This is a genomic window from Alteromonas sp. BZK5, from assembly GCF_014349115.1.
Classification (GTDB): domain Bacteria; phylum Pseudomonadota; class Gammaproteobacteria; order Enterobacterales; family Alteromonadaceae; genus Alteromonas; species Alteromonas macleodii.
On sequence record NZ_JACSOE010000037.1, the window covers coordinates 15,269 to 41,862 of the forward strand.

General features: G+C 45.1%; 21 protein-coding genes and 1 other RNA gene. 15 read left to right on the forward strand and 7 right to left on the reverse strand.

From position 1 onward, the window contains the following. Nucleotides 1-321 precede the first annotated feature (321 nt). The 7 genes from BIZ39_RS12020 (at nucleotide 322) to BIZ39_RS12050 (ending at nucleotide 8,931) form a co-directional block, all read left to right on the forward strand. Entirely contained in the window at nucleotides 322-1,599 is a 1,278-nt protein-coding gene (locus tag BIZ39_RS12020; protein WP_187447077.1) for an efflux RND transporter periplasmic adaptor subunit, read from the forward strand. Further along, the gene (locus BIZ39_RS12025; RefSeq protein ID WP_187447078.1) at nucleotides 1,599-4,721 is read left to right on the forward strand and encodes an efflux RND transporter permease subunit; all 3,123 of its coding nucleotides are present in this window, start codon (nucleotides 1,599-1,601) and stop codon (nucleotides 4,719-4,721) included. Before BIZ39_RS12020 ends, BIZ39_RS12025 begins: the two co-directional genes overlap by 1 nt. A 163-nt stretch (nucleotides 4,722-4,884) precedes the next feature. Then, a complete protein-coding gene (locus BIZ39_RS12030) occupies nucleotides 4,885-5,595 on the forward strand; it encodes an SIMPL domain-containing protein (RefSeq protein ID WP_014977212.1) in 711 nt (236 codons plus the stop codon). 271 nt (nucleotides 5,596-5,866) lie between these two features. After that, a complete protein-coding gene (locus tag BIZ39_RS12035) occupies nucleotides 5,867-6,157 on the forward strand; it encodes a DUF1289 domain-containing protein (protein ID WP_039228189.1) in 291 nt (96 codons plus the stop codon). 40 nt (nucleotides 6,158-6,197) lie between these two features. Then, nucleotides 6,198-7,022, forward strand: coding sequence for an HDOD domain-containing protein (locus BIZ39_RS12040; protein ID WP_187447079.1), 825 nt, complete (start codon nucleotides 6,198-6,200; stop codon nucleotides 7,020-7,022). Between the two features lie 133 nt (nucleotides 7,023-7,155). Continuing rightward, a complete protein-coding gene (locus BIZ39_RS12045; protein ID WP_014950388.1) occupies nucleotides 7,156-7,959 on the forward strand; it encodes a YdiY family protein in 804 nt (267 codons plus the stop codon). Between the two features lie 213 nt (nucleotides 7,960-8,172). Continuing rightward, entirely contained in the window at nucleotides 8,173-8,931 is a 759-nt protein-coding gene (locus tag BIZ39_RS12050) for a YdiY family protein (RefSeq protein ID WP_014950387.1), read from the forward strand. Nucleotides 8,932-9,057: 126 nt separating this feature from the next. On the opposite strand, the gene serA is transcribed toward BIZ39_RS12050, so the two are convergent. The 7 genes from serA to ssrS form a co-directional block, all read right to left on the reverse strand. After that, the gene (gene serA, locus BIZ39_RS12055; protein WP_014980012.1) at nucleotides 9,058-10,287 is read right to left on the reverse strand and encodes a phosphoglycerate dehydrogenase; all 1,230 of its coding nucleotides are present in this window, start codon (nucleotides 10,285-10,287) and stop codon (nucleotides 9,058-9,060) included. A gap of 348 nt (nucleotides 10,288-10,635) precedes the next feature. Then, nucleotides 10,636-11,292: a ribose-5-phosphate isomerase RpiA gene (gene rpiA, locus BIZ39_RS12060; protein WP_014950385.1), complete on the reverse strand. Its 657-nt coding sequence runs from the start codon at nucleotides 11,290-11,292 to the stop codon at nucleotides 10,636-10,638. A 90-nt stretch (nucleotides 11,293-11,382) separates the two neighbouring features. Beyond that, entirely contained in the window at nucleotides 11,383-12,063 is a 681-nt protein-coding gene (locus tag BIZ39_RS12065) for a 5-formyltetrahydrofolate cyclo-ligase (protein ID WP_222936568.1), read from the reverse strand. 254 nt (nucleotides 12,064-12,317) lie between these two features. Continuing rightward, the gene (locus BIZ39_RS22525) at nucleotides 12,318-13,898 is read right to left on the reverse strand and encodes an ATP-binding protein (protein ID WP_187447083.1); all 1,581 of its coding nucleotides are present in this window, start codon (nucleotides 13,896-13,898) and stop codon (nucleotides 12,318-12,320) included. Between the two features lie 115 nt (nucleotides 13,899-14,013). After that, nucleotides 14,014-14,955: a nucleoside hydrolase gene (locus BIZ39_RS12075; RefSeq protein WP_014980008.1), complete on the reverse strand. Its 942-nt coding sequence runs from the start codon at nucleotides 14,953-14,955 to the stop codon at nucleotides 14,014-14,016. Nucleotides 14,956-14,977: 22 nt separating this feature from the next. Further along, nucleotides 14,978-15,874, reverse strand: coding sequence for a ribokinase (locus BIZ39_RS12080; protein ID WP_061096417.1), 897 nt, complete (start codon nucleotides 15,872-15,874; stop codon nucleotides 14,978-14,980). 21 nt (nucleotides 15,875-15,895) lie between these two features. Next, nucleotides 15,896-16,078: non-coding RNA, 6S RNA (gene ssrS, locus BIZ39_RS12085), on the reverse strand. A gap of 594 nt (nucleotides 16,079-16,672) precedes the next feature. Between ssrS and BIZ39_RS12090 the strand changes: the two genes are divergently transcribed. The 8 genes from BIZ39_RS12090 to BIZ39_RS12125 all read left to right on the forward strand — a co-directional run bounded on the left by BIZ39_RS12090 (nucleotide 16,673) and on the right by BIZ39_RS12125 (nucleotide 26,467). Further along, nucleotides 16,673-17,239, forward strand: coding sequence for a UPF0149 family protein (locus tag BIZ39_RS12090; RefSeq protein ID WP_039228193.1), 567 nt, complete (start codon nucleotides 16,673-16,675; stop codon nucleotides 17,237-17,239). 76 nt (nucleotides 17,240-17,315) lie between these two features. Then, nucleotides 17,316-18,635, forward strand: a complete 1,320-nt coding sequence (gene pepP / locus BIZ39_RS12095; protein ID WP_168462682.1) for a Xaa-Pro aminopeptidase — start codon at nucleotides 17,316-17,318, stop codon at nucleotides 18,633-18,635. A 193-nt stretch (nucleotides 18,636-18,828) separates the two neighbouring features. After that, nucleotides 18,829-20,175 (forward strand): FAD-dependent monooxygenase, encoded by a 1,347-nt coding sequence (locus BIZ39_RS12100; protein WP_168462683.1) that lies wholly within the window; start codon nucleotides 18,829-18,831, stop codon nucleotides 20,173-20,175. Further along, nucleotides 20,162-21,334 carry an FAD-dependent monooxygenase gene (locus BIZ39_RS12105; protein WP_187447080.1) on the forward strand — a complete coding sequence of 391 codons (1,173 nt, stop codon included), beginning with the start codon at nucleotides 20,162-20,164 and terminating at the stop codon, nucleotides 21,332-21,334. The genes BIZ39_RS12100 and BIZ39_RS12105 overlap by 14 nt, the downstream gene beginning before the upstream one ends. Nucleotides 21,335-21,582: 248 nt before the next feature. After that, on the forward strand, nucleotides 21,583-23,127 hold the full coding sequence (locus tag BIZ39_RS12110) for a M28 family metallopeptidase (RefSeq protein ID WP_187447084.1): 1,545 nt from the start codon (nucleotides 21,583-21,585) through the stop codon (nucleotides 23,125-23,127). Nucleotides 23,128-23,174: 47 nt separating this feature from the next. After that, nucleotides 23,175-24,050, forward strand: a complete 876-nt coding sequence (locus BIZ39_RS12115) for an EamA family transporter (protein WP_039228032.1) — start codon at nucleotides 23,175-23,177, stop codon at nucleotides 24,048-24,050. Nucleotides 24,051-24,160: 110 nt separating this feature from the next. Beyond that, nucleotides 24,161-25,450 carry a M24 family metallopeptidase gene (locus BIZ39_RS12120; RefSeq protein ID WP_187447081.1) on the forward strand — a complete coding sequence of 430 codons (1,290 nt, stop codon included), beginning with the start codon at nucleotides 24,161-24,163 and terminating at the stop codon, nucleotides 25,448-25,450. A gap of 84 nt (nucleotides 25,451-25,534) precedes the next feature. Next, on the forward strand, nucleotides 25,535-26,467 hold the full coding sequence (locus BIZ39_RS12125) for an exopolyphosphatase (protein ID WP_187447082.1): 933 nt from the start codon (nucleotides 25,535-25,537) through the stop codon (nucleotides 26,465-26,467). The last annotated feature ends 127 nt before the right edge of the window (nucleotides 26,468-26,594 follow it).

A 26,594-nucleotide genomic window follows, 5' to 3' on the forward strand; every position in this document is an offset into this window, starting at 1 on the left:
ATGTAATTTAACTGACATAGTTTAGTTATAGGTTATAGCTAAAAGCATTTATTTTCCAAATGAATGCGACGAGCGACACTGGTACACTATATCGCTGTAACCGTTGATTTCCCTAAGCTCTCGCTTTTTATACGGTTATTCTCATTTTCTCTGCGAAACCATTCTTCTAAATTTTTAAAAGCAGTTGTCTCTGTCAGCCCGATCTTCAATATATAACATCATGTGATGTGTTGCATATAAAAAGATAATTATTTTTATTGTTGGTGGCGATGCATAATGCGCAGCATCAAACTTTAGTTTAATTTTTAAGAGAATCTTGCAATGAAAACTTTTACCCGTTTATTGGCAATAGTAAGCCTAACTGCGCTTGTCGCTGCATGTGGTGGTGACAAGCAGGATCCAAGTCAATCAATGAGCGCTGACGCAAATGCTGGTGTTCCTGTTGATGTGGCAACGGTAGTGTCTCAGCGTTTAACCGAGTGGGATAATTTTACAGGTCGTTTAGAGTCTCCGCAAATTGTTGCGCTTCGCCCTCGCGTGTCGGGCTATATTGACTTTGTTGCATTTGACGAAGGCGAATACGTCGAACAAGGACAAACCCTATTCTTAATTGATAACCGCACGTTTAAAGCAGAAGTTGATCGATTGACTGCACAGCTTGCAGAAGCCAAAAGTCGCGTTCAGTTGGCTGAGCAAAACTATAGCCGTGCTTTTAAACTTCGTAAAACCCAGGCGGTTTCTGAAGAAGTTCTTGACGCCCGTTTAGCTGAGAAAAACCAAGCGCTTGCAAGCTTAAACCAAACGCAAGCCGCACTTGATGTAGCGCGCCTAAATCGTGGCTTTGCTCGTGTTGAAGCACCTATTTCTGGACGTATTTCTCGAGCAAACATCACTGAAGGTAACTTTGTTACCGCAGGACAAACAGAGTTGACTCGCATCGTATCGACCGACCGTTTATATGCGTATTTCGATATTGATGAGCAGACCTACCTAAACTATCTAACCGATAAATCAACGGCTTCAACAGCAGTGAGCGAGCAGCCGGTAGCGATGCGCCTTGCTAACGAGTCTGATTACGAACACTGGGGTCAAATTGATTTTATCGACAACCAGGTTAACGGTAGCACCGGCACACTTCGCGTTCGCGCCGTATTTAATAACGAAGAAGGTCGTTTAATTCCGGGGTTATTTGCACACTTAAAATTGGCAGGTGACACCGATGAACAGGGCATTCTTATTAAAGAGAAAGCTATCGGCACAGATCTTAATAACAAGTTTGTACTGGTTGTAAACGACGAAAGTGAAGTGGAATACCGCGTGGTTAAGCTAGGTGACAAAGTGGGCAGCATGCGCATTATCACAAGCGGTTTGAATGTAAACGACACCATTGTAGTTGATGGCTTACAGCGTGTTCGCCCTGGTGCCCAAGTTGCCGCTAACGAAGTGCCTATGGGTGATGAAGGTGCTCTGGCAAACTTATCTAGCTGGCAGTCACGTGTTGATAACGCAACACAAGTAACCCAAAACATGGCGCAGTATGAGGATGTTTTATCTGGTGGTTCATTTGCCACAGGTACAGCAACAGCAGGCCTTAAGTAATGAACATTTCGCAGTTTTTCATTAGCCGCCCGATTTTTGCGGGCGTGCTTTCCTTACTTATTTTTATCGGTGGTGCAATTGCTGTCTGGCAACTGCCTATCACTGAATACCCAGAAGTAGTGCCGCCTACCGTGGTGGTAACTGCGAATTATCCTGGTGCAAACCCAGAAGTTATCGCGGAAACAGTTGCAACGCCGCTAGAGCAAGAGATAAACGGTGTTGAAAACATGCTGTATATGTCATCACAGGCAACCAGTGATGGCCGTATGACGCTAACAATTACGTTTGCCATTGGTACGGATCCAGATGAAGCTACAACGCTGGTTCAAAACCGTGTAAATCGCGCTACGCCGCGTTTACCTCAAGAAGTGCAGCGCCTAGGTGTGGTGACTGAAAAATCGTCACCAGATTTAACCATGGTTGTGCACTTGACGTCGCCTGATAATCGTTATGACATGCTTTATCTTTCAAACTATGCTGATCAGTTCGTTAAAGACGAACTAGCGCGAATCAATGGCGTTGGGCAAGTGCGCCTGTTCGGTGCTGGTGAATTCAGCATGCGAGTGTGGTTAGACCCTAACAAACTGGCTGCGCTCCAGTTAAACCCTGGCGATGTGGCAGCAGCTATCGCCGACCAAAACCAGCAAGCGGCGGCAGGTAGCCTAGGTGCACAGCCTACGGGTAGCAGCGAATTTCAGCTGCTTATCAATGTGCGCGGCCGTTTAAAAGATGAAGCCGAATTTAAAAATATTATTGTTAAATCGGGTGAGAATGGTGAAATAACCCGTCTTAAAGACGTTGCGCGTATTGAACTAGGTTCAGAGTTTTATGCACTGCGTTCACTTATTAACAATAACCCTGCGGCAGCGGTGCCGGTTTTCCAAGCACCAGGCTCTAATGCAATCCAAATTTCAGATGACGTTCGCGCTCGTATGGCGGAACTGTCTAAGGCGTTCCCTGAAGGCCTTGAATACGAAATTGCCTACGACCCTACCGTATTTGTTCGCGGTTCGATTGAAGCGGTAATTAGTACACTTCTTGAAGCTGTATTGTTAGTTGTACTTGTTGTTGTACTGTTCTTACAAACATGGCGTGCGTCTATTATCCCACTTGTTGCAGTGCCTATTTCACTTGTGGGAACGTTCGCCTTTATGCAGCTAATGGGCTTCTCGCTGAATGCACTGTCGCTGTTTGGTCTAGTGTTGGCAATCGGTATTGTTGTGGACGACGCCATCGTTGTTGTTGAAAACGTAGAGCGTAATATCTCTGAAGGCAAAGCGCCGTTTGAAGCCACCGTACAGGCAATGAAAGAAGTAACCGGTCCTATCATTGCCACAACACTGGTACTTGCTGCGGTATTCGTACCTACTGCTTTCATGAGCGGTCTTACTGGGCAGTTCTATAAGCAGTTTGCGCTAACAATTACTATCTCTACGGTAATTTCTGCAATTAACTCGTTAACGCTTAGCCCTGCATTATCTGCATTACTATTGAAACCTCACGGTAAAGCGAATGACTGGTTAACCCGTTTAATGGATAAAGTGTTTGGCCGCTTTGTATTTTCACCGTTTAACCGTTTCTTTGACCGTAATTCAAAGCGCTACACTGCTGCTGTGGGTGGGCTTATCCGTAAGAGCAGTATCATCATGGTGCTTTACGCGGGTCTGCTAGGACTCACGTACTTCCAGTTTGCCAATACACCAACAGGCTACGTTCCGCCGCAAGATAAGCAGTATTTGGTCGCCTTTGCTCAACTGCCTAATGCAGCAAGCTTAGACAGAACTGAAGAAGTGATCCGTGAAATGTCTCGTATTGCTATGGAACACCCTGGTGTTGAAGATGCAATTGCATTCCCTGGCTTGAATATTAACGGGTTTACCAATAGTCCAAGCTCAGGCGTGTTGTTTGCAACGCTGACTGACTTTGATAAAAGAACGACGCCTGATCTATCTGGTGGCGCCATTGCTGCCCAGCTTAACCAGAACTTTGGATCTATAAAAGGTGCCTTTGTGGCAATATTCCCGCCGCCACCAGTAATGGGGTTAGGCACGATTGGTGGTTTCCGTTTACAGGTTGAAGACAGAGGAAACCTAGGCTTTGAAGAACTTGAGCGTGTAACGCAAGAAGTGATCGGCAAAGCGTGGGCACACCCAGCGCTTACCGATGCATTCACTAGCTTCACTGTTGCTGTACCTCAGCTCGATGTGGATGTAGACCGTGAAAAAGCGGTAAGCCAAGGTGTAAACATCGATACCTTGTTTACCACCATGCAGGGCTACTTAGGTTCGTTATACGTGAACGACTTCAACTTGTTCGGTAGAACTTACCAAGTAAATGTACAAGCTGATGCCCAATACCGTCAGGATATTGAGAACATTACCCAGTTTAAAGTGCGTAATGCACAAGGTGAGATGATCCCGCTTGGCTCATTCTTGAACATTGAGCACAGTGCAGGCCCTGACCGTGTTATGCACTATAACGGATACGTCACCGCTGAAATAAACGGTGCAGCAGCGCCAGGCTATTCGTCTGACCAAGCGAAGGCCGCTATTGAAGAAATACTGGCTGAAACGTTACCACTTGGTATGACTTACGAGTGGACTGAGATCACCTATCAGCAAATATTAGCGGGTAATGCATCAGCGTTTGTATTCCCATTAGTTGTGCTTTTGGTGTTCTTAGTACTGGCTGCACAATACGAAAACCTGCGTTTGCCACTGGCAATCATATTGATCGTTCCCATGACCTTGCTGAGCGCGCTTATTGGTGTGCAAGTTTATGGCGGCGACAACAATGTTTTTACCCAAATAGGTTTGATTGTATTGGTTGGCCTTGCAACGAAGAACGCTATTCTTATTGTCGAGTTTGCAAAAGAGTTACAAGACAAGGGGATGGACGCGCTTTCAGCCATTAAAGAAGCCAGTCGCTTACGTCTTCGTCCAATACTAATGACATCCATTGCTTTTATTATGGGTGTGCTGCCAATGGCGGTATCAACCGGTGCCGGCTCTGAAATGCGTCAAGCCATGGGTGTAGCAGTATTCTCAGGCATGATTGGTGTTACCGTATTTGGACTTATCTTGACTCCGGTATTTTATTACCTGATACAGCGTAAAGATTAACTCTCCCGTCTACCCAAGCGTTGCCCTCTTAAAGGGCTCTTTAGGCCACTCATTTGAGTGGCCTTTTTTTTGCCACCTTTGGTCAGCTTTTATCTCGTTTTTTGAAACCGAAAAGCTTATATTCGCTTGTATACTGGTGAAAACAGAAAGAATGGAGATTCGAATGAAAATAGGTGCGGCGATAGTAATGGCGATGGGCATGGTGGTTGCTGTGTCTTTACTTGGTGTTCAGGTGTCTTCCGCCATGAACGATATGCAAACGTGGGATAGAGTAGTAACCGTAAAAGGATTGTCAGAGCGAGAATACATTGCTGATCAGGTTATTTGGCCTATTCAATTTGTCGACGCGGGCAATGACTTACCTCAACTATATGAACATATTGAAAAGAATAGCCTTCAGGTGGCTAGCTTTTTAGAAGAGAAGGGCATTTCAGCAGAAAGCATTACTATTGGAAAGCCTGAAATAAATGACAAATTGGCGCAACAATACGGAAGTAGTGAAAAAGCGCCATTTCGCTACAGTGCCATTCAAACCGTTACTGTCTTTTCAAATGATGTTGAAAAGGTGCGAGCGCTTATGCAGCAAATTGGGGAGTTAATTAAAACTGGTATTGTATTATCAGACCAAAGCTACCGCGCTCAGCCCGACTATGTATTTACCCGCTTAAACGAAGTAAAGCCGGAAATGATTGAAGAAGCTACGCTCAATGCGAGAGAGGTTGCGGAAAAATTTGCCAAAGATTCAAAAAGTACGTTGGGCAAAATTAAGCGCGCTAACCAAGGGCAGTTCAGTATTTCTAGTCGCGACAGTCATCATCCACATATAAAGAAAGTGCGCGTGGTTTCTACTATCGAATACACACTTATCGACTAGCGCATCAGGCTTTCGAACATGGTGTAGCAGTCAACAGGCCGTATTTCGTGCTATGCTTTGTCATATCGAAAAGGCCTGCGAGTCGAATTGCTTAGTTTTAAAGCAGCGTGGCTTAGATGATTGGAATGCCTTACTGCTAATGTCTAGTGGCTAGATGTTGGAGTATGCGTTTTAATTTATATTGATAAAGCTAAAGCGTGGCCACTGTTGCTTGCTTGAAAATGCAGCCTAAGTGGTATTCGTTTCACCTTTTGAAGGTTATGCCACTGACATGACGGAACAAAAATCACAATCCCAACAGCTGGAGTTTTTTGAAATTCCAAGCCCATGCATTGGTGTGTGTGAGTCAGGTCCAAGGGGTTTCTGTAAAGGGTGCTATCGAAGTCGCGACGAGCGCCTGTACTGGCTTAAGGTTGATGATGCAACTAAACGTAAAATAATCAGCGCCTGTGCTCGGCGCAAAAAAGCGGTGCTGACGCGCGCTCGCAAGCAACAGCAAAAAGAGCTGGGGGAATCAATTGGGCAGTTCACGCTGTTTGATGATCCGCCAAGTTCAGAATAAGCGGCCTTGAGTTTGTAAAAAGTAGACTGAGAGTTTCTAGATGTCGTTAGATAAGTATGTTTCGTATGCCGCGAAATCATTTACGTTACCGGATATATGCGTGCGCCTGCGTTCAACATTAGACGATCCCCGTTCCAGCGCCGAGGATATTGGCGAGCTTATAAGAGCTGATCCCTCTCTTACCGCGAAGGTACTAAGGCTGGCGAATAGCTCGCTGTTTCGGTTTCCTTCTCAAGTAGAATCTGTTGCCAAAGCAATCAGTGTGATTGGAGGCGAAGCCCTGTATAACTTGGTAATTGCAGAAACTGCCAGCACAGCATTTAAACGCTTTGATACTAAGTTAATAAATTTAGACAAACATTGGTATGCATCAGTGTATTGCGGCATGGTGGCCAAAAGTCTTGCGATGAGACTTAACGTGCGCGGAGCAGAACGCTTCTTTGTAATGGGTATATTGCAAAACTTAAGTGAGCTGGTCGTGGCCAAGAAAGAAACTAAACGCTATCAGTCATACCTGAATGCTGAGACGAACGGGTTACCGCACGTTAATCAGTTGGAGCATTTCGGTTTTACGTTTGCTCATTGCAGCGGTATCATACTAGAAAATTGGCACTTACCTATTGGGTTGTACTATCCGGTAACGTTCATGAATGATGAAGCTAAACATAAATCTGATGTAGATATCTGCGTCCTGTGTTTAGCAAATCGAATTACGGTAAGTCAGTTAAATAAAGAAAGTTACGCTGACATTGAACTTTTTACCCCTGAGATAGCCAATACAGTAAGTCTCAACATGGAAGTGATAAGCAATTCAATTGAATACGCCGAACAAGAAACGGCAAAAACTGTGTCGCTTATTCACTGAGCTTTCGGTGCAACAACTTCGTTACTTTACTGATAATTAGCAAAATGTAGTAAAGCTCATCCAGAGGATTGGTATAACAAGCGTCGTACTAAGACGTAATCTAAAAACTATAAAGCTCAACGTAAATCAGATTATGTTCAAAAAAATCTTCCGGCCAAGCATTGTTGTTGGCATTGTTTGTTGCTGCGTGTGTGTGCACGCAAGTGCGAGGGATCTTATACAAACCCTCTATCACGCAGACTTCACGCCCGACACCGATGACGAAATTCCTCGTTTTACGCTAGACGGTGAACTAGGTGTACTTGTAAACACCGGAAACACCTCAGCTGCTAGTGTGAAAGCCGCGGTCAATGCGGACCATGAAACAGAAAATTGGAGCAGTATCTACTTCGCAGAGTTGCTCTATAAAGAAAGCGGTACGCCAACAACAGAGCGGGACATCAGCGCCCAGCGCTTTTTCACTAGCGCGCAGTTCGACTATAAACTAATGACGCCTGGTCGCCGTCTTTTTATGTACGGTGATTACGAAGACGATCAATTTACCGGTTACGATCACCGTGCTTCGCTGGCAGCGGGCTGGTCTCAGCGCCTCTGGCGCAGTGAAGACAGTGAGTTTCGCTATAGCATTGGTCCTGGCTACAGTTTTATTGAAGCTGAAGAAGATAATGAAAGCGTAGTCAACGATGGCATCATTGTAAGAGCGTCCGCCGAATACAAATACCACTGGAGCTCAGGTGCCAAGTTAAGGCAGTTTGTTAGCACTGAGGCGGGTGAAGAAAATATGAAATCGCGCTCAGAAACTTCGCTTTCAGCCAACGTATTCGGTTCACTGGCGATGAAGTTATCCTTCATACTAAACCATGAAACAGACACCGCCGAAGATGTCGCAGCCTTAAGCACAGAGACCTCCGTGGCGCTGGTCTATCAGTTTTTTTAGTCAATTAGTGTAAATTAACGGGTTATCTTTGGCATTTTACCGTGTTCGCATTGACTGAGAGCTTTGAAAATGTACACTGCGCACCGTTGTTTGCAGTGCTTGCCGCCTCGCGGCACTGTCTAGCAGATCTCTTTAAAAACTCGTGTTGTACCGCCTTGCAGTTCAAAAGGTATCGAGTACAACGAATGGACCGATAATCAATAGGATTGTTCAATGAAAAAGCAAGTGCTTGCATCTTTAGTTGCAATTTCTCTTTCTCCAGCCGCTTTCGCTCAAGACGATGAAGTTAAGCCTTTTACAATGGAAGGCGAACTAGGTTTTATTTCGACTTCAGGTAACACTGAAACCACGTCAATCAGTGCGGGTATACAGGCTCACCAAGAGCTTGAAAAATGGAGTAACGACTACGTTTTAAAAGGTCTGTACAAACAGGAAACTGTTCAACAAGAAAATGATGCAGGCGAGCAAGAAGATATCGAGTTTACTTCTGCACAGAAGTTCTTTGGTTCAGCCCAGGGTAACTACAAACTAGAAAATCCTGATAACCGTTTATTCGGCTTCGCTTCATATGAAGACGACCGCTTTAGTAACTTTAATTACCAATCAACTATTGCGGCGGGTTGGAACCAAAAAGTACTTGAGAACAAGCGCCACACCCTTGAATATTCAATTGGCCCTGGTTACTCATTCATCGAAACTCAGGATGGCGAAGATCTTGACAGCGTAATCGTTCGTGCGTCATCAGCTTATTCTTGGAAAATTTCAGATACGGCTAAATTTACGCAAACAGTAAGTACCGAAGTGGGTTCTGACAACACGAAATCTCGTGCTGAGTCTGCACTTACAGCTACAATCAGCGGTAACCTTTCAATGCGTCTTTCTTTCAAACTTGATCACAACACCAATGTTGACGACGACGTTGAAAAACTAGACACAGAAACTGCAGTTAGCTTAGTTTACAACTTCTTCTAAGCCTACCTTATATGCTCAGCGCACAGAAGTAGGGCTGAGCACTTCAACGCATTGAAGTAAAATCACAGGCATAAAAAAACGCTGCACATTGTGCAGCGTTTTTATTTAGTCTTAAAACAACTCTTCTTAGTGAAGAATACGTGTCTTAATTGTGCCGTCAATTTGCTGAAGCTCCGCAAGTGCTTCATAACCACGGTCTTCTTTAACATCAACTACTACATAACCAATTTCTGCGTTAGTTTGTAGGTACTGGGCTTCGATGTTGATGCCTTTTTCTGCAAACGCTTGGTTAATCTGAGTAAGAATACCTGGCTGGTTTTTGTGTACGTGAAGTAGGCGTGAACGACCAGTATGTTCTGGCAGTGACACTTCAGGGAAGTTAACGGCTGACAGCGTTGAACCGTTGTCGCTGTACTTCGCGAGTTTACCCGCCACTTCAATACCAATATTTTCTTGCGCTTCTTGCGTGCTGCCGCCCACATGCGGGGTCAGAATGACATTATCGAACGCGCGAAGCGGCGACTCGAATTCTTCAGTATTAGATTTAGGCTCAACCGGGAATACATCAATAGCAGCGCCGTTTAGTTGGCCGCTTTCCAATGCCTTCGCAAGCGCATCGATATCTACCACAGTACCGCGAGACGCGTTAATCAAAATGCTGCCTTTCTTCATTTGAGACAGTTCTTTTTCACCAATCATATCTTGAGTTTGTGGTGTTTCAGGAACGTGAAGTGAAACAACGTCAGAGGTATTAAGCAGCTTTTCAAGCGATTTTACTTGGGCAGAATTACCTAGCACAAGCTTGTCTTCGATATCGAAAAACTGAACGCGCATACCTAGGTGTTCAGCAAGAATACTCAGCTGTGTGCCTATATGACCATAACCAATGATACCAAGTGTCTTACCACGGGCTTCATATGAGCCGACTGCCGTTTTTTCCCACTCACCGCGGTGAGCCTTGGCATTTTTACTCGGCACCTGGCGAAGTAAAAGGATAATTTGGCCAAGTACAAGTTCTGCAACCGAACGAGTGTTAGAAAATGGCGCGTTAAACACGGGAATGCCGCGGCGTTGGGTGGCTTCAAGATCAACTTGGTTGGTGCCAATACAGAAACAACCGATAGCCACAAGCTTTTGTGCTGCTTCAACTACCTTCTCTGTAATTTGAGTGCGCGAGCGAATACCAACAAAGTGGGCGTCTTTAATTTTCTCAATTAACTCGTCTTCAGGAAGAGAGGTCTTGAGAAATTCAATGTTGCTATACCCATTGCTTTTTAGTGTCTCCAAAGCACTTTGGTGAACACCTTCCAACAACAAAATTCGGATCTTATCCTTCTCTAATGAAACTTTGCTCATGAACTCGCTATCTCTCACTGATGTAATTTTGGTTTGCTTGCACCGCCAATCCAAGACTCTCAGAAACCTGCCAGTATTAAACACAAAGCTGTGTGTAACCTGGGCTACAACGACATCGCTTTGCAGCTCTGAAAGCCTTGCTTGGGCGTTATTGCTACCAAGCTTTTATAATCACGTTGATTGCTTTCGTTGTTAAGGAATTGGCCTTAACTAACGTAAAAGTTGAGACGCTTAGTGAACTTCTTTTAAGGACATCTAGACGTCTAAACGGAAACTAACAGAAAACGCGTTAAGTTGAAAGTAGTATTTTGTATAGCTTTTCACCGCACTATACGTCTTACTCAGTTATCACTTAAAGGTTTCAACACCACTATCTGTAGCACTTAGCACTATGTCCGCGCCTCGTAGTGCGAAAATGCCGTTCGTTACCACGCCAGGAATGTTATTTATTTTTTGTTCTAGCTCACGAGGATTCAGAATCTCAAGGTTGTGAACATCTAAAATAACGTTGCCGTTATCGGTGACAACACCTTGTCTATATTCAGGATCGCCACCAAGCTTTACTAGCTCTCGTGCTACGAAAGAGCGAGCCATGGGAATAACTTCAACAGGAAGGGGGAACGAGCCCAACACAGGAACGCGCTTGCTTTCATCAACAATACACACAAACGTGGTCGCCGCACCGGCTACAATTTTCTCGCGAGTGAGTGCTGCGCCTCCGCCTTTAATCATATGCTTGTGTTCGGTCACTTCATCGGCACCGTCGATATAAACCGATAGATTGCTGACTTCGTTTAACTCGAATACCTCAATGCCTAAGGCTTTTAAACGCTCGGTAGAGGCTTCTGAACTTGATACTGCACCTTCAATTTTGTGTTTAATTTTACCGAGTTCTTCAATAAAGAAATTTACGGTAGAACCTGTACCCACACCGACAATGCTGTCTGCTTCAACATATTCGATGGCTGCTTTGGCTACGGCTTGTTTTTTTGCGTTCTGATCCATGGTCATTCTCCGACTTATTGTGTTCGCAAGTGTAACTTATAAGCGCACGTGAACCCACAAGTTCGTATGTTCAATTTGTTATAATGACTATCACGGTTTAGTGAATTGCAGTGTGCGCGAGGGCGTCACGATGGCATCAAGGGGGACATCCCATGGTGCAACGGGCAGAGCATCTACTTCTTGAATGTCGTGGGCAATACCCACTAACTTGGGCGCTTTACTACCCGAAAATGAATGTGAATCTGGCGCGCGTTGGGTAAAACTCAAAGTTCGGTCGTAGTAGCCGCCCCCCATACCCAGGCGATTGCCGTTTACATCAAACCCTACAAGCGGCATAAGAATAACGTCGCATTGCCTAACAGGAACGACGTTTTCACACGACAATACTGGCTCTTCAATGTTGTACTTATTCTTCACCAATTGAGAGTGCTGGGTATAAGACAAAAATAACAAATGTCCTTTACATACGGGGTGTAATACAGGTAGAGCGAATTTTTTATCATGTGAAGACTGCCAAATAGACTCGATAAAATAGGTTAAATTGACCTCGCCATCGTTAACCAAATATCCGGCTATGGTCGTGCTGTTATCAAGAAAGGGCAGTGTACGTAGTCGTGAAGCAATGCGCTTAGCGGCGTCCGTATGTTGCTGGTTAGTTAACCCTCGGCGTGCCTCGCGAAGCTTTTTTCTAAGCTGAGCGCGGGCCTGTATGTCTTCTATAGAAACGCTTGTTTGTATGGATTGCGACGGCGCAATCTGCGTTGGTTTCATTGCTAAAACTGGTGCTGAAACCGTTTCCGTTGAATTAACCTTGTTAGACGTCAACGATCTAGAAGTACCGCTTCCTGAAGATGAGGGGGACATGGTAGAGGAGTTCTCCTGTCTTACAATTGAGTTAGCTTATACTACCACGGCTGTTAAAAAGGTTTGTTGAGCCAGATAAAGATGACTCAGGTAAAATCACTTTGGTAAAACTACTTAGACAAAACTATTTAGATAAGGCTACTTAAATAAAACAAATAGAATCATTGGTCTGGATGCCCTAAATAGTGATTGAGCACACGCACCAATTCACTACTATCTATGGGTTTAGTGAGTACGTCATCAAGACCTTGTTCTCGCAAATATTCAGGCTGGGTAATGACATCGGCCGTCAATGCAACAATAGGCAAGTTTGGCTTAAACCCCTTTATTTTTACTGTTGCTTCATCGCCTTGAATACCTGGCAAATTAAGATCCATAAGAACTAAGTCGACGCGATTAGACTTGGCGTATTCAACGCCTTCCTCGCCAGTGCTTACCACAGAAAGCGACACGCCCAGTTTTTCAAACAAAGTTTGAATAACCACTTGGTTTATATAGTGGTCTTCAACTACCAATACATTTACTGAGTTATCTATGTTTACTTGGGCAACAAAGCTGCGCGGTTGTGCCTCAACGAACTGGTTTGCGCTTAGGGCGTCGGCAGGTAAGGTTACACTTATTCGGGTACCGTGATTCAATTTACTACTAACTTTAATAGACCCGTCCATGAGCTCAATAAGACGCTTCGATATATTCAAGCCTAAGCCGGTTCCACTTATCTGATGGGCGTTTTCCATTCGCTCGAAAGGTGTAAAAAGTCGCTTTTGATCGTCATCGCTCATACCAATGCCTTGATCAATGACATTAAATATTACCTTGCCGCTTTTGTATTTCAACTGCGCTTTTACAGACTTGCCGTGATTAGTGAACTTAATCGCATTCGACAGCAAATTAAGCGCAACTTGACCAAATTTGGTGTCATCGAAAAACAACGAGTCGGGCACAGCGTCATCAATACTGGTGCTAAATACGATACCGCTGTCTTCAGCGCGGATCTTAGTAAGCGAAAATAAGTGGGTGAAAAAGTCTTTGGTATTCACCGCGCGTGGCATCACACGCATTTTCCCCGCTTCTATCTGCTTTATATCTAAAACAGAATTTACTATTTCTAAAAGCCTTTCACCGCTTTGGCTTACATGAGAAAGCGGGGTGGTAAATGACGAGGGTAAATTTAACTTTTGGGCTTCGCCTTCAAGCAACTGACTAAACGTATTTATGGCATTAAGCGGTGTTCTAATTTCGTGGCTTACGTAAGAAAGAAAGTCAGACTTGAATTGACTGGTGCGCTCAAGCTCTCGGTTTTTCCGCTTTAACTCTAAATGTGCTACTACCGATTTACTTAAGGTTTGGAGCGAGGCTTTTTGTGTTTCGGTTAGCTTGCGTGGTTTGCTATCAATGGCGCACAGCGTGCCAATTGCATGACCAGACGGGGTAATCAGTGGTGCGCCGGCGTAAAACCGAATATCAGGCGCGCCAGTCACCAGCGGGTTATCGTGAAACCGGGGGTCTAACGTAGCGTTAGGTATTTCAAACACATCGCTTTGCAAAATAGCATGTGAGCAAAACGCGATGTCTCGTGATGTTTCTTCTGCGTCTAAACCTACTCTTGATTTAAACCATTGGCGGTTTGGATCAATGAGGCTGATAAGCGCAATAGGGGTTTCACAAATTTGAGAGGCAAGGGCTGTAAGGTCATCAAAGAGTTGTTCAGCTTCAGTATCAAGTACGTCGTAGCTGAGCAGTTCGGCAAGACGTTCATCTTCATTTTGAGGGGGGGGGCGCCGTTTTCATAACCGTTGAGTTTAAACCTAGCTTTAAATAAAATAGGGATTGTGTATTAACAATCCCTTAAACATATCATAGAGCGTAGGTGTCTATGAATAGTTGTTCCAGCTTTTTGTGGTCAACTTTAGTCGCTACCTTTATGGTATTTGCTTCATTCCATAGTGGACTCGGTGTTGTACCTTTAGGCGCAACCACGGTTTGCCCTCTATCTAGTGTCCCTGTTCCAACGCGCACATGACCTTCAGTCAGTTCAAATAGTTCAGGGTGGCGAAGGTGGGCAATCGGGAATGCATCGTGGAAGAAACACACGCGGTCTTCACGGTTTTGCGAGTAGAAATCCATGTAGAACTGGGCGCTTTCTTTCACAAAACCACCAAGGGTATTGTTTTTCTCTTCAAGCTTTTCAACAAAGGCTGGCGAGAACGGCGTGAAGTTTGTTACGTCCAAACCAAACATGGTCAGTTCCCAGTCTGCTGCGAAAACGATTTCTGCTGCATGTGCATCGTTCCAAATGTTCGCTTCAGCTACCGGCGTAACATTACCTGGTACAAACGCTGCACCACCCATAATGCTAACGCCTTTTACCAACTTAGGAAGTTCTGGCTCAAGACGAAGTGCAAGGGCCAAGTTACCTAGTGGGCCAATAGCAACAATGGTGATTTCACCCGGGTATTTACGCGCCATATCAACGATAAACTGCGCAGAGCTGCGTGGGTCAAGCTCGGTTTTAGGCGCTTCAGGTTTAATATGACCGAAGCCGTGCTCGCCGTGTACGAAGTGTGCGTACGTTGACTCTGGGCCAACCCATGGCATGCCAACACCTTTAGTTACAGGAATATCTTTACCTGCAATTTCGCAAAGTGTCAGTGCGTTTTGCGCTGCCATTGTTACTGGAACGTTACCGTAAACGGTCGTTAAGCCAAGTACTTCAATGTCTGGAGACTGAAAGGCGAAAAAGATCGCCATTGCATCATCAATCCCCGGATCCGTATCTAATATGATCTTATGTGCCATCAATTTATCTCAGTGCGTCTTGCTAGTTGGCGTGTTTCGCTAAGAAACGATCCACTTCTTTTTGTGTTGGAATACTCTGCGCTGCGCCCTCGCGTGTTACCGCAATGGCTGAAGCTGCACACCCGCGACGCAATGCTTGTTTAGCATCGGTGTGGTTGCTGTATGCAGACAGGAAATAACCGATAAAGGTGTCACCAGCTGCGGTGGTATCTACCGCGTCTACAGAGAATGCTTTTACTTCTACAACATCGTTTTTGCGCAGCATCATTACACCCGCTTTACCCAGTGTAATAATAACTTCGCTGTGTGACCACTGCTCTTTGAACGCTGTCACAATATCTTCAAGTTCTTCTTTACCGGTAATCGCAGCAGCTTCGGTTTCATTTACAATAAGTAAATCTACACAGTCTAACGGAAGCTGCTTAACCGACTCGCTCATAGGCGCTGGGTTAAAGGCTACTTTAAGCTGCTTTTCTTTCGCTTGGCGAAGTACTTCTTCAATGCTGCTTGTTTCATTTTGGGTTAGTACCCAATCTGAAGGACGCGTATCGTCTAACGCTTGCATTACGGTTTTTGCGGTAATGGTTTGGTTAGCACCACCAAATAATACGATGGCGTTTTCACCGCTAGGCGTGACTTGGATAATCGCGTGACCTGAAGGAACTTCTGAGCACTTTACGCCACGACAATCAACACCCTTCTTAATAAGAGCTTGTTTAAATGAGGCGTCGTTTTCGTGAATGCTGCCGACGTGTCTTACGTCTGCACCTGCTTGCGCTAAAGCAATAGACTGGTTTGCACCCTTACCACCTAATAAGGTTTGATAATGGGTAGAAGCCAACGTCTCACCAGGTTGTACAAAGTGATCTACCTGATAAACGTGGTCAATATTTATAGAGCCAAAATTTATTATTGCCATTTCTTCTTCCGTCGAAAGAGGGCGCTTCCCAGAATGCCGCTGTCCATGTTTCGCCCGTGAACCGAAAAGTTCAGGGCGGAAGTATCACAATTGCCGTAGGCTTCTCGATACGCGTCGAGCTTGCACAATAGCAGCTGTTTCAACTTCCTTGGTTTAAAGCATCGGCCAGGGACATGAATGAACTAGCAAACATCCCAGGAAACATTGTTGTTGTATTAACGCAACAGGGTATAACAAACGCGAGATCCAGTGAAGAGGATCACCTAAAGCGCTTTATAACTATTTTGCGTGGTGATTATAAAAGCGGTAAAAAAATATTACTTTTCTTGACCAATTGGTCAGCAATTATACACGCATATAAGAGAAGCTCAATAATAACCAATCAGCTATTCAGGCATTAGAGGCTAATGAACGTTGTCACGCTGTTGCTAAAGGAATTCCGTATCCAACACCAGCGATCTTAGATGAAATCTGACGATGTTGCTAGCCGTCCGGCAACGAATTTAGCGAAATAGCCGCAAATTAAACATTGTTTGAACAGTGAGTAAATAACGTTTAAGTACCGTTGTGTAAAGTGTGTACGACACAGTGTTGGTAGACCTTGAATGTACTTTTGCTGTTTGTTCAAAGTTAGAGCAGTGGCAGGTCAAAAGGAGGCGTTACACATTGATTTTTGCTAGTATTAACTCCATCAAGAGATGACAGTGACGTAAGTCGCAGCCAAAATAGATGGTAATTAATCGCTATATAAAAGTGGCGCCTGTATCTCAAACTATTCAAAACAAAAGAGAACAATTCGTGGAAAAACAGCTCGATTACGATAGCGTAAGTAATAAATTGTCTCAGCAAGGCGTAATTGTTGATGCTGCAGAAGTGCATGGCATTCTGTGCGGTATGCTTTGCGGAGGCATGTCGCTTACCGACCAAAAATGGCTAGAAGCGTTGAGTGAAACCATTAATCAGGGTGATGCGTTTAGCGACCCTACCCAGCACCTTTTAAATAGTCTTTTCAATCAAACCTGTCAGCAGCTTCTTGAGCCTGAATTCGCGCTCAATTTGTTACTTCCTGATGATCAAGCGCCTATCAACGATCGCGGTGCTGCGCTAATAAACTGGGTGCAAGGTTTCATGCTTGGGTTTGGTCTACACCAGCAAGACCTTATGCAATGTTCTGACGACGTAAAAGAAGCACTTGAAGACTTTTCAGATATTTCACGTATGGAAGAGCCAATGGACGCGGACGAAGAGTCTGAGAAGGCGCTGTTAGAGGTTGAAGAATACGTGAAAATTTCAGCAATTTTATGCTTCAGCGAACTGGGCCAATCACTTCTAGATGATCAACAAGACACGCCATCCGTACACTAGTAATTAACTGAAGATATTAAAAGTGGCCGTAAGTCGCCACTCGTTTTAACGAGATTTTTTTAGGGTTTTCTCTTTTATGATTAGTGCGCAAGAGTTTATCGCCAGGCAGGACCGACTGCTTGCACAGTGCGAGCCAAATAGTGTGTGTATTGTGCCAGCAGCAGGTATGGTAACCCGAAGTCGCGATACCGAATATACATTCAGGCAAGATAGCGACTTTTGGTATCTGACAGGATTTGAAGAGCCTAATGCTTGGTTGATATTGTCTAACCACCCTCGTTACGGTGAAAGTTATCGTGCAATGGTGGTACAAGAGAAAGACAAAAGTGCAGAGATTTGGCACGGCAAACGCTTAGGAGCCGAAGCTGCACTTGCCCGATTTAGTCTAGATGAAGCGTTTGAGTTGCAAGAACTTGAAGAAGCGCTGTTAGCGTCAATTCAAGGTCAAGACAACGTGTACTTTTCGTTGGGTCACAAGAAAGACAATGACCTGTTATTTTCTGAAGCGCTAAACACCTTGCGCGATGCGCCTAAAGAATCACTGGCACCAAGGGCGATTCACGACTTACAGCCTATTTTACACGAAATGCGTTTATTCAAATCAGCGTGTGAAGTGGCCATGATGAAAGCGGCGGGTGAGATAAGCGCACGTGCGCACAAGCGAGCTATGCAGTTCGCCGCGCCTGGTTGTTACGAGTACCAGCTAGAAGCTGAAATTCACCATGAATTTGCGATGGCGGGAGCCCGTTCACCTGCTTATAGCACTATTGTTGGAAGCGGCGACAATGCGTGTATTTTGCATTACACGCAAAATAACGCGCAGGTAAATGACGGTGACTTGATCTTGATCGATGCAGGTGCTGAATATCAAGGTTATGCTGCGGATATCACGCGAACGTTTCCTGCAAATGGAAAGTTCACGCATGCTCAGCGCGAAATTTACACCGTTGTATTAAAAGCGCAAAAAAGCGTGCTAGATATGTTAGCGCCCGGCGTTACTCTGTCACAAGCCATGTTACATAGCGTAGAAATTATTACTCAAGGTTTAGTTGACCTTGGCGTTCTTGAAGGTAGTGTGGCACAAAACCTTGAAAATGAAACGTGGCGTCAGTTTTACATGCATGGTTTAGGGCACTATTTAGGTCTAGATGTGCATGATGTAGGCAACTACAAAATTGACGGTGAAGACCGTCCGTTAAAGCCTGGCATGGTGATCACTGTTGAGCCCGGCATTTACATTAGCCAAGACAGCAACGTGCCGGAAAAATACAAAGGCATTGGTGTAAGAATTGAAGATGATGTGGTGATTACTGCGACGGGTGTCGATATTCTTACCGCAGATGTGCCAAAAGACATTGATGAGATTGAAGCACTTATGGCTGAAAGCAGAGCCTAGTTGTCAAAATTTGCTAGGTTTACCAAGGTTTGAAAAACTGCGATAAGTGTGAAATACGGAACTTTGGTTCAAGTTACCGGTTTAAACTACCAGTTTAAATTACGCTAAAAACTAGCCTTTAATATAAAGAAAAAAATCTCAGAATTAACGCTTTTAATAATTAGAGCCTCTGGACGACAGGAATATAAAAACAGTGGAATCGGCAGCAGCGGTTGATGTAGTAATTATTGGTGGTGGTATTGTCGGTACTGTATTAGCCAAAGCACTCGCAGAGAAAGTATTTCCTGCAAACAGCTCTGGCTTATCTGTCACCCTAATTGATGCGGCTGACCCAGAGCAAACCAGTAAAAGCTTAGTCGACTTTAACCCTTTTACCGACACCCGAGTGATTGCCTTGGCAAGACGTACTGTTGAAGAACTGTCTCACATGGGGCTAAACCTTGATGATGTAGCTAAGCAGCACAACGGTGAGTTACCTCCTCAAATTAAGCATATTGAGGTTAGTGACAAAGGGCACTTGGGGCTATTAAACCTTCAAAGCAGTGACTACCACATTGACGCGTTTGGCCAGGTGGTGAGCTTAAGCGCACTAACGCGATTGGCGGCAGGTGCAACCTCAAGCTACCAATATATCGCACCTGCCAAGGTAACGAACGTAAAGCAGCAGTGCAATTATGTAGAGGTGCAGCTAGATAGTGGGCAATCGCTTACCACAAAGTTGCTGGTACTGGCCGATGGCGGTCGTTCAGGATTAGCTGACCAGGTGGGCATTACAAAAACAGTCAATGATTATCATCAAACGGCCATTGTCTTTAACGTTCACACTCAGCTCCCTCATGAAAACAGAGCTTACGAGCGTTTCACCCAAAATGGCCCGTTAGCGTTCCTGCCTTTCGACAGTGAAATCGATGATATCAAGGCTAGTGGAAACGGCTTTTCAGTTGTATGGACTGTAGATACTGACGCCGCAAAGTCGTTAATGGCATTAAATCAACGCGCATTTATCAAGGCCCTACAGGAAGCATTTGGCTATCGACAGGGCAAAGTACTGAGAGTCAGTGAGTTGGCAAGTTACCCGTTAGCGCTTACTAAAGCCCAGCAAGTTGCTAGTCATCGCACAGTGGTGGTAGGCAATGCGGCACAGGCGCTACATCCTATTGCAGGGCAAGGCTTCAATCTAGGCTTACGCGACTTAAGTACTTTAGTGTCTGTGCTGCAAGTGTCAGCGGAAAAGCACGGCGAGCATAATTCATATGAAGAGAAAAACGATACAATCGCATCCGCTAATTTCGATGCAGGCGCTTTTAGTATTACTCAGCATTACGCCAATTCGCGTAAGAATGACAGGGATAACACGATAGCCCTGACCGATACGCTAGTTCGCACCTTTTCAAACCAGTATTTTCCAACGGTAATTGGGCGCAATGTGTCGTTATTGGCATTAAGCATGATGCCCCAGGCGAAAAAAGCGTTTGTTAAACACACGACGGGCTATGGCGAAACACCACTAAGAAAAAGAGATAACAATGCAGCATGTTGATATAGCGATAGTGGGCGGCGGAATTGTAGGGCTAACCCTTGCAGCGGCGCTTAAACACAGTGAATTGAGCATAGCAATAGTCGATAAAGCGGCGTGTTATCAGACTCTGGACGAGAAGCCAACGGCGAGAGTGAGTGCCATAAACCAGGCTAATATTAAAGCGCTTCAACAGTTTGATGTGTGGTCGCATTTGCAGCAAGACCGCGCCAACCCTTACACCGACATGCATGTGTGGGACAAAGACAGTTTTGGCGACATTCACTTTTCATGCGATGAAATGGGCAGTGATGCGCTTGGCGTGATTGTAGAGAATCAAGCTTTAGTCAATGCACTGTCTAAATCTGTGGAAGCGCAGCCTAACGTGGAGATGATTACCGCGGGTATTGATAGAGTATTAGCTGGCCCAAACCAATCCATGCTGATGCTTGATAATGATGACGTGCTAAGCTGCAGGTTGTTAGTAGGCGCCGATGGCGCAAATTCGTTTGTGAGAAAGCAGGCTGGCTTGCCTATTACTTTTAAAGACTACGAGCATACGGCGATTGTCGCTAATATCAAAACGGTAGAGCCGCATAGTAATGTGGCGAGACAAGCGTTCACACCCACGGGACCGCTCGCGCTACTGCCTATGTCTGAGCCAAATGTATGTTCTATTGTATGGTCGCAAACGCCAGAGCAAGCGAACTTATTAATGGCATTGGATGACGCTGCGTTCTGTAATGCGTTAACTGCGGCTAGTAATAGCGTTCTTGGCACTATTTCGCTTGAAACCAAGCGCGCCGCTTTCCCGTTGACCATGCGTTATGCACGCCAGTGGGCGAAAGACGGTGTGGTGCTGGTAGGCGATGCAGCGCATACCATTCACCCGCTTGCAGGGCAGGGCGCTAACTTGGGAATGCAAGATGCGCTCGCACTGGCGGAAACCCTAAACAACTTAAAGGCGTCGGGCAAAGACATTGGTTTGTACAAGCACTTACGCAGCTACGAGCGAAGCCGTAAAACAGAAGCCACGAAAATGATTGCCGCAATGGACGGCTTTAAATTCTTATTCGATGGCGACGCCCCCCTCAAAAAGTTGGTCCGAGGAATTGGCCTTTCAGCCACAGATAAACTCAGCACCATTAAAACCGCCTTCGTCAGCCACGCCATGGGTCTATAAACTCCATTCTTGTGGTTTAGTCGTTTCGGCGTTGAGATAGTCAGCGGTACAGGATACTCTTCGGTATCCTTTTTTATTTGTACCAATGGCTTATGTTTACTTATCTTTGCAAACCTTATCGCGCCTTTTCCTTTGTCTGCGCCGCTTCCGTACTTACTTCTACTTTAATGACTAGTTCGGCGAATGCCGACGCAGTGGTTTCCACTTTAGCCTTGGCTGAATCGTCGGCGACAACAAAAAGCAAAAAGATGACGCTGAGTAATGCCTCTATCGATTTGGACGTATATCGTCAGCACGTTAAAACACTGGCAAGCGATGAGTTTGAAGGGCGAGGGCCATTGTCGAAAGGGGAAGAGAAAACAGTCGATTACTTGGTAACCCAATACAAAAAGCTAGGGCTAAAGCCAGCCTTTGGCGATAGCTATACTCAAGCTGTGCCTTTAGCCAAAATAACGCCTAAGAACATTTCATCGTTAAAAATAGGCGGGCTTGACTTTAGCGCAAGTAGCGAGTTTACCGCCCGAACTCAGCGCATTGTTAATGACTACTCACTTACAAATAGTGACGTTATTTTTGTGGGTTATGGCATTAATGCCCCAGAGTACAATTGGAATGATTACGCAGGCCTGGATGTAAAAGGAAAAACCGTTGTCATGCTGGTAAACGACCCGGGTTTCGCTTCTAAAGATCCAGAGCTTTTTCAGGGCAACGCAATGACCTATTACGGTCGCTGGACATATAAGTACGAAGAAGCAGCCAGGCAGGGGGCAGAAGCGGTTTTCATTATTCATGAAACCATGCCAGCGGGTTACGGGTGGGGCGTAGTCGAAAACTCTAACTCCAATACCAAATTCAGTTTAGTCGACGACAACAACAATGCTTCACAAGTTGGTGTAATGGGTTGGCTTCACCTAAATGCCGCCAGACAGCTATTTGAAAAGGTGGGTATGGAGTATGGCGAGCTTAAAGACAAAGCTTCAAAGCCAGGATTTATTCCCATCGCGCTAAACACAAAAGCATCATTGGGCTTCACCAATACTATTGAGCGTGCCGAGTCGCAAAATGTTGCAGGCATTTTAGAAGGTACAGATAAGCCAGAAGAGTGGGTAATGCTTCACGCTCACTGGGACCACCTAGGCAAAGTTGAGAAAAACGGCCAAACCACTATTTACAATGGTGCGGTAGACAACGCGTCAGGCGTAGCAGGTGTGCTTACGTTAGCAGATGCGCTTTCAAAACGCGAAGAGGGCTTTGTGCGCACACTAATGTTCAGTGCGTTTACCGCTGAAGAAACAGGGCTACTCGGTGCCGATTATTTTGCAAATAACCCGCCGGTACCAACATCGAACATGGTGGCTTTTTTAAATATCGACGGCATGAATGTAAACGATGGCGTTGATTACATTTTGCAGTACGGCGAAGGTTATTTATCTATTGAAGACGATTTAGCAACAGCTGCCGCGCTACAAGGACGAACGGTTAAAATGGATCCGCGACCTCAAAATGGACTGTTCTTCCGCTCAGATCACTTCGCGCTTGCTAAGCAGGGCGTGCCTTCAATTTTGTTCATGAGCTTAGGCGATACCGACCCTAGCTTCATCGCCAAACGCTATCATAAAGCAGATGATGACTACCTTCCAAGCTGGACATTAGGTGGTGTGCAACAAGACCTCTCACTTATCGGCTCTATGCTGAACTATTACGCCCAAGGCGATGTGTGGCCATACTGGAAACGTGACTCTGATTTTAAAGACAAGCGCACACAGGCAATGGAAGCGAAAGAGGCAAAGTAATTCACGCTTAACTGTAGGTAGCGATATAACAAGGTGAAGCGACGCTAATGAGTTGGATTTTGTTTACGTTAGGCGCGGTTGTTATGCAAACCGTGCGCAATGCACTTCAGAGTAAGCTGAGCGGTGCAGTTAACACCTCTGGGGTGACGCTCTCTCGCTTTATTTTGGCTCCGCCAATAGCTCTCGTCTATTTACTCATTCTCTACAGCAGTAGCGCCAGTCAAGTGCCTGAGTTCTCAGGCTCTTTTATTACAGTGATATTGTGTGCTTCGCTACTTCAAATAGCGGCCACTTCTTTAATGGTGATTTTGTTCAAGCAGAAGAATTTTGCCATTGGCGCAGGTCTAGCGAAGAGTGAGGCCTTGGTGGCCGGCGTTGTAGGCATGCTCTTTTTCGGAAGTTATTTAACGCCCCTTGGGTGGGCGGGCATAGTAATAGGCGCAATAGCAGTATTTGTGTTAAGCAGCGGCAATCGGCTTCATGGTATTAGTGTGAAAACCATGGTTATAGGTCTTGCTTGCGGTACCTGCTTTGCGCTGACATCACTGTTGGTGCGCGAAGCCAGTCACATGCTTAATGTTCAGCATACAGTGGCTGCTGCTTGGGTGTTGTTATGGGTGCTATGTGTACAAACGATAAGTTTAAGTGGTTATATTGCGCTAACTAAACCCTTCGTGTTCAGACAGCTAACCAACGCTAAAAAGCAGGTGCTAGCGATTAGCACGGTAAGCTGTTTGGGCTCAATTTGTTGGTTCACCGCTATGGCATTGCAACATGTGGCGCTAGTAAAAACGCTTGGGCAGTTAGAGGTGTTACTTACCTTGATACTCTCACATTACTGGCTAAAAAATGCAGTCACAAAACGCGAAATTGCTGGCTTACTTCTTATTGGGCTTGCCGCAATCTTTGTTATGTGGGCATAAAGTACTGACAATATTAAACACTGAAGTTTTTAGTACAAAATCAATTGAATGTTATTTTCATAAAACAAAAAAGTGCTAAACAACCTTAATTAAAACGACAGGAAGGGAACATGGATAAGCGACATTTCTTGAAATTAGCGGGCGCTAGCTTTGCGCTTGCTCCTGTGGCTTCTATGGCTGCAATTAATCAAACCAATGCAACAGACATTAACGGTTTAAGCGGGCTAAGTGATATCACCGCAAATGCGAAGCCGATTACCGTAGAAGAACGCAAAGCGCGTATTGAAAAAGCGCAGTCGCTTATGAAAGCCCAAGACATTGCGGCGATTCTGGTCGAGCCTGGCGCAGCTATGGATTATTTTTCAGGGATTAAATGGTGGCGTAGTGAGCGCTTGACCGCGCTGGTTATCCCTCAGAAAGGCGACATGGCGGTGGTTACGCCATTTTTCGAAAAGTCAAGTGTGCTTGAGTCGTTAGCTATAGGCGATGATGTAAGAGTGTGGCAAGAGCATGAAAGCCCGTTTGATGTCGTAGCCAATATTTTAAAATCGCGCGGTATAACAAGCGGCAATATCGGCTTTGAAAGCAGCGTACGCTACTTTGTAGTTACTGGAGTCAGCCGATCGCTACCAAACATTAATATCGTTCCCGCCGAGCCAATTACACTAGGTTGTCGCATGTATAAAACTGCGAGTGAACTGGCACTTATGCATAAGGCCAATGAAGTTACTTTACGTGCTTACGAGTTTGTTTTTAGTAACCTAAAGCTTGGCATGAGTCAGCAGGATGTAAAAAGTTTGATGAACACCGCACAGCAGCACTTAGGCGGCAGCGGTACATGGTGTTTGGCGCTGTTTAACGATGCAAGTGCTTATCCTCATGGCACAAACGCAGCACAAACTATCAAAGAAGGCTCGGTGATCTTGCTAGACAGCGGTTGCAGCGTGCACGGTTACCAAAGCGACATAAGCCGTACTTTGGTATTTGGCAAAGCGTCTCAGAAAGTTCAGGACGTATGGCATACAGTAAGGGAAGGGCAGAACGTAGCATTTGCCGCAGCTAAAATTGGTGAGCCAGCAGGCAAAGTGGACGACGCAGTGCGTCAATACTATGCTAGCAAGGGGTACAGCAAAGACTATGCATTGCCTGGGCTAAGTCACAGAACAGGTCACGGTATCGGCATGGAAGGACACGAGAGCGTTAACTTCGTGCGTGGTGAAAATACGCCACTTAGAAAAGGCATGTGCTTTTCTAATGAGCCAGGTATCTATATTCCGGGTGAATTTGGTGTGCGCTTAGAAGACTGTTTGTACATGACAGAAACAGGCCCCGCATACTTTACCGAACCGCCAGAAAGTTTGGCGAAACCGCTGGGTAAATTACTGAATTTAAAAAGCTAAATAAGAAGTTAATAAACCTGTCTCTCAAAATTTTTATTAGCTGTTACACTTAAAATTATTACCTAAGTGAATGATGGATAAACTATGCCTGAAAGAAAATTTAGATTGGTTACGCGAAGTGATTTCGATGGACTGGTATGTGCAGTTTTATTGAAAGATTTAGACTTAATTGACGATATTTTGTTTGTTCATCCAAAAGACATGCAAGACGGTAAAATTGATATTACCGAGAATGATATCACTACTAACCTGCCTTACGTTGCGGGTTGCCATATTGCCTTCGACCATCACTTAAGTGAAACAGTGCGTAACTCAGGCGATATTGATAATCACATCATTGACCCGAAAGCGCCGTCGGCGGCGCGTGTTGTTTACGACTATTACGGTGGTGCAGATAAATTTCCTAATATCTCAATAGATATGATGGATGCAGTAGATAAAGGAGACTCTGCACAGTTTAGCGAAGAAGAAATCCTTGAGCCCACAGATTGGGTGCTCATGAATTTCATTATGGATGCGCGAACTGGGCTTGGTCGTTTCAGAGATTTCAAAATCTCTAACTATCAGCTAATGATGAAGCTAATAGATGCGTGCAAAGACCACAGCATTGAAGAAATACTGCAAATGGAAGACGTGGCCGAGCGCGTGAGTTTGTATCACGAGCACAATGAAATGGCGAAGGCGCAAATTGCCAAGTGTTCTACCGTATACGACAACCTAGTAGTGCTTGATTTAACCGACCAAGAAACCATTTACGCGACAAACCGGTTTGTTATTTATGCCATGTACCCCGACTGCAATATCTCTATTCACAAGATGTGGGGGCTGAAAAAGCAAAACGTGGTATTTGCTATTGGTAAATCCATTACTAATCGTAGCTCAAAAACCAATGTGGGAGAGTTGTGCTTGAAGTATGGCGGCGGTGGTCACATGAACGCAGGTACATGTCAGGTTGAAACCAGCAAAGCCGAAACTGTACTCGGCGAGCTTATCGAAACCATCACGAGTGATGGCTAAAGCTAATTGAATAAGAACGGTGGGGCAGAAAAAGTACTCTGACCCTGAGGGATCCCCACGAATTTAATTCCATGTGCCTGCGGTCCAGGCCCCGTCGACTATGGAGCTGTACCATTTGAGTGCAGTT